The organism is Streptomyces dryopteridis, from assembly GCF_049606955.1.
Classification (GTDB): Bacteria; Actinomycetota; Actinomycetes; order Streptomycetales; family Streptomycetaceae; genus Streptomyces.
In genome coordinates, this window is the sequence record NZ_CP187113.1 from 1,054,192 (window position 1) to 1,066,007 (window position 11,816).

At 68.1% G+C, this 11,816-nt stretch carries 8 protein-coding genes; 6 read left to right on the top strand and 2 right to left on the bottom strand.

The features are described 5' to 3' along the window. Window positions 1–162: 162 nt before the first annotated feature. From ACN20G_RS04200 to ACN20G_RS04215, 4 genes are all read left to right on the top strand, one after another. Window positions 163–819 (top strand): flavin reductase family protein, encoded by a 657-nt coding sequence (locus tag ACN20G_RS04200; RefSeq protein ID WP_424211358.1) that lies wholly within the window; start codon window positions 163–165, stop codon window positions 817–819. Then, window positions 806–2,074, top strand: a complete 1,269-nt coding sequence (locus ACN20G_RS04205; RefSeq protein WP_424211359.1) for a cation:proton antiporter — start codon at window positions 806–808, stop codon at window positions 2,072–2,074. The genes ACN20G_RS04200 and ACN20G_RS04205 overlap by 14 nt, the downstream gene beginning before the upstream one ends. Before the next feature lie 210 nt (window positions 2,075–2,284). Continuing rightward, window positions 2,285–4,156, top strand: a complete 1,872-nt coding sequence (locus ACN20G_RS04210; protein WP_424211360.1) for a DNA/RNA helicase domain-containing protein — start codon at window positions 2,285–2,287, stop codon at window positions 4,154–4,156. 234 nt (window positions 4,157–4,390) lie between these two features. Continuing rightward, on the top strand, window positions 4,391–4,519 hold the full coding sequence (locus ACN20G_RS04215) for a DUF6408 family protein (RefSeq protein ID WP_424211361.1): 129 nt from the start codon (window positions 4,391–4,393) through the stop codon (window positions 4,517–4,519). Window positions 4,520–4,570: 51 nt separating this feature from the next. Here ACN20G_RS04215 and ACN20G_RS04220 read toward each other — a convergent pair whose 3' ends face one another. Then, on the bottom strand, window positions 4,571–6,694 hold the full coding sequence (locus tag ACN20G_RS04220; RefSeq protein ID WP_424215364.1) for a DUF2075 domain-containing protein: 2,124 nt from the start codon (window positions 6,692–6,694) through the stop codon (window positions 4,571–4,573). A gap of 644 nt (window positions 6,695–7,338) precedes the next feature. Between ACN20G_RS04220 and ACN20G_RS04225 the strand changes: the two genes are divergently transcribed. Together ACN20G_RS04225 and ACN20G_RS04230 are read left to right on the top strand one after the other, a co-directional pair. After that, window positions 7,339–9,201, top strand: coding sequence for a DNA/RNA helicase domain-containing protein (locus ACN20G_RS04225; RefSeq protein WP_424211362.1), 1,863 nt, complete (start codon window positions 7,339–7,341; stop codon window positions 9,199–9,201). 199 nt (window positions 9,202–9,400) lie between these two features. Then, window positions 9,401–9,529 (top strand): DUF6408 family protein, encoded by a 129-nt coding sequence (locus ACN20G_RS04230; protein WP_221890625.1) that lies wholly within the window; start codon window positions 9,401–9,403, stop codon window positions 9,527–9,529. A gap of 56 nt (window positions 9,530–9,585) precedes the next feature. Here ACN20G_RS04230 and ACN20G_RS04235 read toward each other — a convergent pair whose 3' ends face one another. Further along, window positions 9,586–11,709: a DUF2075 domain-containing protein gene (locus ACN20G_RS04235; RefSeq protein WP_424215365.1), complete on the bottom strand. Its 2,124-nt coding sequence runs from the start codon at window positions 11,707–11,709 to the stop codon at window positions 9,586–9,588. Window positions 11,710–11,816 lie beyond the last annotated feature (107 nt).

Sequence of the window (11,816 nt, forward strand, 5' to 3'; positions counted from 1 at the left end):
CGACGGGTCGGAACGGGACACCAAGAGCCCACGCGCCGACTCCCGCACGACACCCGACCACCGACCACCGACCACCGCGGCCCGACGGCACGGCCCACCGGCCGCCGTCGGGCCGCGGCGCGCGTACCGCCTCCCGCCTCCCTCCACCCCAGGAGCGAAGAGATGCCCCAGCACACCGCGCCCCCGCCGCCCACCCCGCCCGAGCCCCCGGAGCCGCCCGCCGGCGGGCCGGGCCCGGTGGACCTGCGCCCGTTCATGGCCGCGTTCCCCACCGGCGTGTCCGTCGTCACCACCGTCGACACCGAGGCCCGCCCGCACGGCCTGACGTGCAGCTCCGTGGCGAGCGTGGCCCTGGCCCCGCCCACCCTCATGGTGGGCATACGCACCGCGAGCCCCACCCTCGCCGTCCTCCTCGCCCAGGGCCGCTTCACCCTCAACCTGCTGCACGAGGGCGCCCGCGCCGTCTCCGACCTGTTCGCCTCCGGCGACCCCGACCGCTTCGACCACGTCGACTGGCGCCTGCCCCTGGGGGCCGGCGGCCCGCACCTCATCGAGTCGGCGCACGCCTTCGCCGACTGCGCCGTGGAACGCGCCCTGCGGATCGGCGACCACACGGCGGTGTTCGCGCGGGTCTCCCGCGTCACCGTCCGCGAGGACCCCGCCCCCCTGCTGTACGGGCTGCGCCGCTACGGCGCCTGGTCCACCACCGCGCCGCCCCCCTCCCCCGCGCCCACGCCCGCGCCCGTGCCCGCCCAACCCCCGGCCCACCCGCGCAGACCCGCTCCGAGCAGCCTGGGGGTCGGCCGTGTCGGCAACTGACCCGCTGCCCGCCCTCCTGATCGCCGTGCCCGCCGTGATCCTCGCGAGCCAGGCCGGCGCCACCCTCTTCCGCCGGTTCGGGCAGCCCCCGGTGGTCGGCGAGATCGCCACCGGCATCCTGCTGGGCCCCTCCCTCCTCGGCCGGCTCTGGCCGGAGGCGCAGGGCTGGCTGTTCCCGCCCGCCGTGCTCCCCTACACCTCGGCCCTCGGCCAACTCGGCCTGCTCGCGTTCATGTTCCTCGTCGGTCTCGAACTGGACCTGAAGAACCTGCGCGGCCACACCCGGGTCGCGGTCGCCGTCAGTCAGGCCGGCATGCTGCTGCCATTGGCCCTCGGCGCCCTCCTCGCCGCCGCGATGTACCCGCGCCTCGCGCCGGACGGCGTCGGCCGGATGCCCTTCACCCTCTTCATCGCGGTGGCCATGGCCATCACGGCCTTCCCGGTGCTGGCCCGGATCCTCATCGACCGCGGCCTGTACGGCACCCCGCTGGGCGCGCTGGCCATGGCCTGCGCGGCCGTGGACGACGTGGTGGCCTGGTGCCTGCTGGCCCTGGTCGTGGCCCTGTCCACCGCCGGCTCCCCCCTGGAGGCCCTCACCGCGGCGGCCCTCGCGGTGCTCTTCACCCTGGCCATGCTGCACGTGGTCAAACCCCTGCTGGCCCGCTGGGCGGCTCGCGCGGAACGGCACCAGGACGGCGTGGTCCTCGTGGTCCTGTTCAGCGGCCTGAGCCTGTCGGCCCTGGCCACGGACCTGATCGGCGTGCACGCCCTGTTCGGCGCCTTCCTCTTCGGGGTGATCACCCCCCGCGGCGGCCGGCGCGTGGAGGCCGCGGCGGCGCGCATCCGCGCGTTCACGGTCCCCGTCCTGCTGCCCCTGTTCTTCGTGCACACGGGACTGCGTACGGACATCGGCGGCCTCTCCCCCGAACTCTGGCTCTGGGCCGGCGCGATCCTCGCCGTGGCGGTCCTCGGCAAATGGGGCGGCGCCACCACGGCCGCCCGCGCCATGGGCCGCCCCTGGCGCGAGTCCCTGGCCATCGGCTCCCTGATGAACTGCCGCGGCCTGACGGAACTGGTGGTCCTCAACGTGGGCCTGGAACTGGGCGTCATCGGCCCGGACCTCTTCACGATGCTGGTCCTGATGGCCCTCACCACCACAGCCCTCACAGGCCCCACCCTCACCCCCCTCACCAAACCCCCCCACCCCACCCCACCCAAACCCACCCACCCCAAACCCAGAATCCCCACCCCTTGACCCGACACGGCCCGCCGCCGGCCCGCGGACCCCCGCTCCGCCTCGACCGGCGTCGGCGGGGGCTGTGCAAACGCGGGAACCCCGTTCCGAGGCGCTGTTCTAGGATGGCGGTGTTCATCTCAGCGGCCCGCCGGGCTTCCGTTCCACCCCGTGGACCGAGGACACGCCCCCACCCGCACGAGTCGTTTCGTGCTGCCTGGGGGCATTGCCTTGTTGTTTCGTGAGTCCGCGGCGTCCCTGGCCGCGCGCACCCCTCTCGAGGGGCGACTGGCCGAACTCCTCGGTGAGAACTTCCGCCATCGACACGGACACAACCCCTCCTCCTCGGAGATCCGCTCCTGGGAACGCAGCATCCCCGTGCTGGCCAACGTCCTGGTCGAGGCCGGGCTCGGTGACGTCGAGGTGCTGCTCGAGTACGGCCTCCCCCTGACCAGCAAGCGCGCGGACGTCGTCCTGGCGGGTGTCCACCCGACCACCGGGGAATCCTCGTTCGTGGTGGTCGAACTCAAACAGTGGAGCGAGGCCCACCCCGAGGACGGCGACCCTCTGCGCTGTCGTGTGCCGTCACTGCCCCGGCTCGCCCTCAACCCGATCCTGCAGGTCCGGGGATACTGCGAATACCTGACCTCCTTCAACGGGGCACTCGATCAGTCGCCCGACGCGGTGACCGGCGTCGCGTTCCTCCACAACGCCACGGAGTTCGGTGTCGCGGGACTGCGAGAGGTACCGGAGGACCGCCATGCCCGCATGTTCACGGGCGAACAGCGGGGCGCTCTCATGGACCATCTGCGATCGCGGCTGGCGCCCAAGCCCGGTGCCCAGGCCGCCGACGAACTCCTTCAGGCTCGGATCCGTCCTTCTCGCCAACTCATGTCGGTGGCCGCGGCCGAGGTCCGGGACCGCGAACAGTTCGTTCTCCTCGACGAACAACGCCTCGCCTACGAGACCGTGATGTCCGCCGTACGCGCTGCCCGCCGCTCGAACCACAAACAGGTGGTCGTCGTCGCCGGTGGCCCGGGTTCCGGCAAGAGCGTCATCGCCCTCTCCCTCCTCGGCGAGATGTACCGACGTGGCATTCCGGCCTTGCACGCGACCGGGTCGCAGTCGTTCACGAAGACGATGCGCAAGGTCGCCGGCGCCCGCAAGCCCGAGGTCCAGAAGCTGTTCCGGTACTTCAACAGTTTCATGGAGGCCGAGCCCAACGACATCGACGTCCTGGTGTGCGACGAGGCCCACCGGCTGCGCAAGACCTCGGCCAACCGCTACACCAAGGCGTCACTGCGCACCAGCCGTCCGCAGCTCGCCGAACTCATCGACGCCGCCCGTGTTCCGGTCTTCCTCCTCGACCAACACCAGGTGGTCCGCCCCGGTGAGATGGGCACCGTCGAGGAGATCCGCCACGCCGCGGCCGAGCAGGGTCTGCACTGCGAAGTGGTCGAACTCGACAGCCAGTTCCGCATGGGCGGCAGTGACGCCTACCTGCGCTGGGTGACGGGCCTCCTCGGCCTGGAGGACGAGCCGATCCACCCGTGGGAACCCGACGGCAAGGTCTCGCTGCTCACCGTGGACAGTCCCGACGCCTTGGAGGAGCTCCTGACGGCCAAGCGCGCCGAGGGCTACGGGGCACGGCTGTCGGCCGGTTACTGCTGGAAGTGGACCACCAAGATCCCGCCGGGGTCGACCCACCTGCCGAACGACGTGACCATCGGTGACTGGGCCAAACCGTGGAACCTCTATGGGGACCGCGCCCTGCTGGGCGCGCCGCCCGCGCCGCTCTGGGCCACCGATCCCGCGGGTTTCGGGCAGGTCGGCTGCGTCTACACCGCCCAGGGCTTCGAGTACGACTGGTCAGGGGTGATCATGGGGCCCGATTTCGTGTGGCGCACCGACCGGTGGGTGGTGGACCGGACCGCTTCGAAGGATCCCGCGTTCACCAAATCCACCCCCGACGAGGACGTGGAGCGCCTCGTCCGCAACACCTACAAAGTGCTGCTCACCCGAGGGATGGTCGGCACGGCGATCTACTCGACCGACCCCGAGACCCGCGAGAAACTCCGCACACTCGTCCCCCGGCAACCCTGACCGACCCGCGAGATCCGGCCGGCACCACTTGCCGCCGGTGACGCACCAGGCTTCCCGACGCTACCCTTGCCTCCGCTGCGCACCTTCCCGGAGGGTACGGAGCCGTGGTTCTCGGTACCTCAAGGGAACGTGAGCGAGGAATGGTCGAGCCCGTCGCGCGGAAACGCGCGACGCGAGCGGTGACGCCCGGTAGGGAATCCCCTTCCATTCCGATCTCACTGCTCTGGAGTGGCCATGGACGCGGACGAGTACAAGCCTGCGCGTCGTGAAAGGATCCGCGAGATCCTGATCGACATCGTCATCGGAACCGTCTCGAACCTTGTGGTGACGGGTCTGACGGCGATGGTGAGCCTGTTCTTCTGAACAGACGGGGGGCGGGCCCGGCGAGCCCGTCCCCCACACCTCACCGGTTCCTCAGAAGAGGAACAATTCCGTACCGGAGCCGGGCTTGGTCTTCCGGGACGACTTCCTCGACCTCTTCCTGCCCTTCCGTGCGGGACGTGGCAGATGGTGGATGCGCGCCTCCGGCGGGAGTTGCTCCCAGGTGGGACGCAAGCCCGCCACCACCACCTCGCCGACACACTCCTTGAGGTATGCCCTCGTCTCCTCGTCCGTGGAATAGAGAACGGCCGCACGGCTCGCTCGGGTCATGAGCACGTGGTAGGCGTGCCGTACCAATCGGGCGAATTCCTCGTCGTCGACGCTGCCCGCACGAACCTTGGGGTCGAAGGAACCCGGGAGCCGAACCCGCCGAATCCCGTCCGACCCCTTGGTCGCCTTGCCTCGACGGAAGACCCATTCACCGTCCCGCCGCACCATGTCGTCGCCCATGATCACCCCGCACCAGTCCCACTCCAGACCCTGTGCCGTGTACACGCAGCCGATCTGCCCGATGCCGTTCTCGTGCACGCCCCAGATCCGCGAGGGTGGCACCGTCTTGTTCTCGCAGAACGAGTCGGAGTCCGCGTTCCACTGCCGGTGCCAAGAGCCGATGCGCACGTCCGCTTCCAGACGACGCTCAGCGCCGCGGGGCTTGGTCCACGGCCAGCAGTATCCGGCCACCATCCGAGCACTCGCCCCCGCGGACGCCTCCGCGCGAATGATCCGCTCCAGGTCTTCCGGGGAATCGGCGACTTCGACGTGCATCAGTCCGTCCGGCGTCCACACGTCCGTGTCGCCGCCGGACATGCCGAGCACCGCCTGTACCCAACGGGGGTAGGCGTCACTGCCGCCGCACCGAAACTGCTCACGCAGGTCCCATCGGACGAATGACGCGCCGTTCCGAGCCGCGGCGTCCTCGACGAGCGCGGCGGTTCCCACCTCCAGTGGGCGCACGGACTGTCCCTCGTCGAGAAAGAAGACCGTCATGCGGGCCGCCTGAACCAGCTCGTCCACCTGCGGCCCGACACCCCATCGATCCTTCTTCCAGTACCTGTTGGTCGTACGCGCCCTGATTCTGTGCGCCTCGTCACAGATGAGGACGTCCAGCGGAGGAACGGGCGGCTTCACGAAGTCATGGAAATAGGTGAAGGATTCCTTGAATTGGCGATCGCCGAACCCGACGTGCTCCTGCAGCGCCCCGTTGAACGCGCGGCTGCCGCTGGCGTAGAGCACCGAACGCTCTCGAGACTCCAGCTCCGCTTTCAACTGGAGTCCGACGGCACTCTTCCCCGTCCCGGCGCCACCCGTGATCAAGAACACCGCGCGCTTCTCCTCCGGCAGCAGCATCGGCGCGTCGAGAGAGGGGAGCACCCGCGTGGCCTTGTCCAACACGCGGTCCACGACCTTCTTCTGCCTACCCCGCAGCGTGAACACCGTGTCCGCGCCTCGCGAATCGATCATCGCGTCCAAGAGCGGAACGTTCCTCAGTCCCAACCCCCTGAGGACCGTCTCCGCCTCCGATTTCGCGCCGTCCTCCGCGAAGTGCTCACGGAGGTCCTCCAACAGGCGCTCGCGGTGGTCTCCGGTGTACAGAACGGTGAGAGCTCCGCCCGGCGCCTCGAAGTCGAACAACGGCCGCACGGAATCCTCCGTGGCGTTGTGCAGGTAGGCGAAGGTCCCACATTCGATATCGGCGCCGGCCAGCGGTCCTCTGGGACTCATGAACGCCTGGTGGTACTCCATCAGCTGGAGTGCCGGATGCCGCTTGGGTTCCATTCCCGGCACCCCGACCATGGCCGACACCGCTCGTTCCAAGCGCGTGACCGTCGACCACCTTTTGAGTTCCACCAGTTGGACCGAGGTCCGGTCCTCCGTCGGATGCCGTCCGACCAACACCACATCGATGAGGCGGGGGCCTTCGGCCCTCTCCATCTCGTCGAGGGTGGCGGCACACTCGACGATCATCTGGACATTCCCCCGACCGGCCGCCACCAAGTCCTCGGCGAGATTCACGAGGCTCTCGGCCCACGCCATCCGCTCCGACAGGGACGCCTCGCTCTGCCTGAAGTGTCGCCATCGAGCCGCGAGGTGCGGAACCATGCGTCGCCGAGCGTTCAAGGTGAGCAGGTCCTGAGCGGACAGCTTCAACAACAGCATGGACACGGCGCGGTCCCCCAGGGCACGAGTGATTCGCGCGGGTGGGGGCGTGTCCTCTGAGGAAGCCCGGCGGGCCGCATTCGGTGTCGCCGATCCTAGGAAACACGCGGGGTGATCCGGAAACCACTGTGCCGTTCGTCGGCCACGTGGCCGCCACGCTGTCCGAAAGCCTCCGGTACGGCGGGTCCGACCCGAACCTCACGGACGAACACGCCCCACGCCACACGCCCCGTGGGCACCCGGCCGACGCGCACGAAAAATGCCCGGTCGCCCGAATCCCCCTTCCGGGATCCGGTCGACCGGGCACTCGATGCCAAACGGTCAGTAGCTCTTTTCGACCGGTTCCAGGATCGCCACGCATTCCAGGTGGTGGGTCCCTGAGAACGCATTGAAGAGCAGGAGACTGGACAAAGTCACAGGTCAGCGCCCCCGTTTCGTCAACCAAGGGAACTGTGTGCGTCAGCGAAGCGTCGCCGTCTCCCCAAATACGAGGCTGCTGACCAGCTCAGGCGCGTGATCCACGTCCTGTTCTAGGATGGCGAAGACCATCTCAGCGGCCCGACGGGCTTCCGCTCCACTTCTGTGGAACCGAAGGACATGCCCCCACCCGCACGAGCTACTTCGTGCTGCCTGGGGGCACCTCCTTGCTGTTCCGTGAGTCCGCGGCGTCGTTGGCCAGCCGCACCCATCTTGAAGGACGGCTGGCCGAGATCCTGAGCGAGAACTTCCTGCACAGGCACCGCCACCGGCCCCACCCGTCGGAGGTGCGCTCCTGGGAACGGAGCATCCCGGCGCTCACCAACGCGCTCGTCGAAGCGGGGCTCGGCGAAGTCGAGATGATGCTGGAGTACGCGCTGCCCCTTACCAGCAAGCGCGCGGACGTGATACTTGCCGGTGTTCATCCGAGTACCGGAGAGCCCTCCTACGTGGTGGTCGAGCTGAAGCAGTGGAGCGAGGCCTATCCCGAGGAGGACGATCCGCTGCTGTGCCGCATCGATGCCTACCCGGATCCGGTCCTCAACCCGATCGAGCAGGTACGCGGCTACTGCGACTACCTCATCTCGTTCAACGGAGCGTTGGAACAGATTCCCGACTCGGTCGTGGGGGTCGCCTACCTGCACAACGCAACCGACTTCGGGGTGGCCGGGCTCCGCGCCGTCACGGAAGACGATCACGGCCGGATGTTCACCGGTGACCAGCGTGGTGCCTTCCTCGGCTACCTCCGCTCGAGGCTTGCGGCGAAGCCGGGTGCCGAAGCGGCCGATGCCCTGCTGCAGGGCAAGATTCGGCCGTCACGGCAGCTGATGGCCGTTGCCGCCGAAGAGGTGCGCGATCGGGAGCAGTTCGTACTGCTGGACGAACAGCGGCTGGCTTACGAAACGGTCATGTCGGCAGTGCGCCAGGCTCGCCGGTCCAACCACAAGCAGGTCGTCATCGTGGCCGGCGGGCCGGGTTCCGGCAAGAGCGTGATCGCCCTCTCCCTGTTGGGCGACCTATATCGGCGCGGTGTGCCGGCCCTACACGCCACCGGTTCGCAGTCCTTCACCAAGACGATGCGCAAGGTTGCCGGGGCCCGCAAACCCGAGGTCCAACGGCTCTTCCGCTACTTCAACAGCTTCATGGAGTCCGAGCCGAACGACCTCGACGTGCTCGTATGCGACGAGGCGCACCGGCTCCGCAAGACCTCCGCCAACCGCTACGCCAAGGCAACTCTGCGGACCGGCCGCCCTCAGGTTGCTGAGCTGATGGACGCGGCTCGTGTTCCGGTGTTCCTGCTGGACCAGCACCAGGTAGTACGTCCGGGCGAGATGGGAACCGTGGAACAGATCCAGGATGCCGCAGCCGAACTGGGCCTGGAATGCTCGGTGGTGGAGCTCGACAGCCAGTTCCGATGCGGGGGCAGCGATGCCTACCTGCGGTGGGTGGTCGACTTCTTGGGGATCGAAGGGAACGCGCCCAGCGCGTGGGAGCCGGACGGCAAAGTGAAGCTCCTGACTGCCGACAGCCCCCAGGAACTGGAGGACTTCCTGGCCACTCAAAAGTCCCAGGGCTACAGCGCTCGCATGTCCGCCGGCTACTGCTGGAAGTGGACGACGAAGGTCACTTCCAACATGCACGCCCTGCCCACCGACGTGGTCATCGGCCACTGGGCCAGGCCATGGAACCTCTTCGGCGACCGCGCCCTGCTCGGCGCCCCGCCCGCGCCTCTCTGGGCCACCGACCCTGCCGGGTTCGGACAGATCGGGTGCGTCTACACGGCGCAGGGCTTCGAGTACGACTGGTCGGGCGTGATCATGGGCCCGGACCTGGTTTGGCGGACCGACCGATGGGTGATCGACCGCACGGCTTCGAAAGACCCTTCGTTCACCAAGGCGACGCCCGACGAAGACGTAGACCGTCTCATCCGCAACACCTACAAAGTACTGCTGACTCGCGGCATGATCGGCACGATCGTCTACTCGACCGACCCCGAGACGCGCGAGAAGCTGCGCTCGCTCATTTCCTGAGTCACGGCACCCCTCGGCCGATATCATGATCTCGCTGCGCACCTTCCCGGAGGGTACGAGGCTGCGGTTCATTCATCAGGCCCGAACAGGCTGTGAGTGACGAATGGTTGTGCCCGTCGTGTGGTGACACACGACGTGAGCGTGGATGCCCGGTAGGGCGTCCCCCTGCCATTCCCCATCTCACTGCTCTGGAGTGGCCATGACCTCGGTCGAGTACAAGTCTGCGCGTCGTGAGCGGATCCGCGAGATCCTGATCGACATCGCTGCGGGAGTCGTCTCCAATCTTCTGGTGGCGGCACTCGCAACGATGGCGCGCCTGCTCTTCTGACGCAGGCAAGTGGCGGGCCCGGTGAGCCCGCCACCCCATCCCCTCAGCGCTCTCCGTCAGAACAGCAGCAGATCTGGTCCCTTCGCCTGGCTCTGCTTCCGCTTCCTCTTGCCTCGTCCGCCCGCCCCCTTACGAGGTCGGGGCAGATGTGGCTTGCGGGCTTCTGGGGGCAGATTGGCCCATGTGGGGCGCAAGTCGTGGATCTCGACCTCTCCGACGACTTTCTTCAGGTACGCCCGCGTTTCGGCATCCGTGGAGTACAGAACAGTCGCACGGCTGGCCCTAGTCATCAGCACGTGGTGCGCGTGGCGCACGAGCCGGGCGAATTCCTCGTCGTCGACGCTGCCGGGCTTCACCTTCGGGTCGAAGGACCCGGGCCGATCGACCCTCTTGATCCCCGAGCCCTCCTCCTTGCGGTCCTTTCCCCTACGGAAGACCCACTTGTCCCCGCGGCGCACCATGTCCTCACCCATGATCACCCCGCACCAGTCCCACTCAAGGCCCTGCGCCGTGTACACACAGCCGATCTGACCGAGACCATTCTCTTCGACGGACCAGGTCTTCGCCGGCGGCACTTGGCCCCCCTCGCAGTAGCTGTCGCTGTCTGCGTTCCAAGGGCGGTGCCACTCGCCGATGCGGACATCGGGCTCCAGTCGCCTCTCTTTGCCGAGCGGCTTCGTCCAGGGCCAGCAGTAGCCCGCGACCATGCGCGCGGAGGCGCCGGCCAGCGCTTCGGTCCGGATGATCTGTTCGAGCTCTTCCGGCGTGTCCGCCACCTCGATGTGCATCAATCCGTCTGGCCTCCATTGCTCGACCGGCTCGCCGGACACGCCGAGCACCGCCTGTACCCATCGGATGTAGGCGTCGCTGCCACCGCAGCGGAACTGCTCCCGGAGGTTGCTCGGGACCAGTACGGCGTCGTGCCGCAAGGCCGCATCCTCGATGAGGGCGACGGTCCCGACCTCGTTCGGCCTGACCGACTGGCCCTCGTCCAGGAAGAAGACGGTGAGGCGCGACGCTGCAAGGAGCTCGTCCACCTGCGGGCCCGTGCCCCAGTCCTCGGGCTTCCAGAACCGGTTGGTGGACCGGTCACGAAGACGGTGCGCCTCGTCGCAGATCAGCACGTCAAGTGGCGGGTCCGGTGGGGTGACGTAGTTGCTGAAGTAGGTGAAGGACTCCCTGAACTCCCGGTCTCCGTAGCCCACGTGCTGCTGGAGCGCCCCGTTGAAGGCCCGGCTACCGCTCGCGTACTTGACCGTCCGCCCCTGCGCCTCCAGTTCTGCCTTGATCTGGAGGCCGATCGCGCTCTTCCCCGTGCCTGCACCGCCCGTGACGAGGAAGATCACTCGTCGCTCGTCCGGGGCGAGTGCCGGACGCTCGGGGTCCGGGAGCACCTTGGCGGCCGTCTCCAGGACTTGATCGGCAACCGCCTTCTGATCTCCTCGCAGGGTGAAGACGGTGTCCTCACCGCGGGATCTGATCATCGCGTCGAGCAGTGGCGTGTTGCGCAGGCCCATGAGCTGCAGCATCCTCTCGGCCTCGGACGCCGCCCCGTCCTCCCCGAAATCCTTCCGGAGGTCGGACAGCAACTGATCGCGTCGGTCACCCGTGTACACGCGTGCGTAGGCACCCGTCGGTGCGTCCACGTCGATCAGGGGGCGCACCGATTCGTCCGTGGCGTTGTGCAGGTAGGCAAAGCCACCGCAGGCGAAATCGACCTTCCCGAACGGGCCGCGCTCGCTCGTGAAGGCCCGGTAGTACTCGCGCAACTGCAGAGCCGGGTGCTTCTTCTCCCCCATGCCCGGCACGTGCACCAGCTCCGCGGTGGCCCGCTCCACCCTGGTCACCATCGACCAGCGCTTCAGCTCGACCAATTGCACGGACGGGCGGCTCTCCTCTGGATGCCGACCCACCAGGACGACGTCGATGAGCCGGGGATCACCGGGACGGTTGCTTTCGTCGATCGTCGCGGCGCACTCGACGATCATTTCGACGTTTCCACGCTCTGCGGCAACGAGATCGTTCGCGAGACGGACCAGGCTCTCCGCCCAGGCGGACCGCTCCGACAACGATGCCTCGGCCCCGCGGAAGTGCCGCCACCGGGCAGCAAGGTGCGGAACCATGCGACGGCGTGCGTTCAGGGTGAGCAGATCTTGCGCTGACAACTTCAGCAGGAGCATGGACACGAGGTGGTTCCCCCAGGGCACGAGTGACTCGTGCGGGTGGGGGCATGTCCTGTTCTGGAAGCCCGTCGGGCCGCAATTCGGTTGTGGTGATCTTAGGTAGG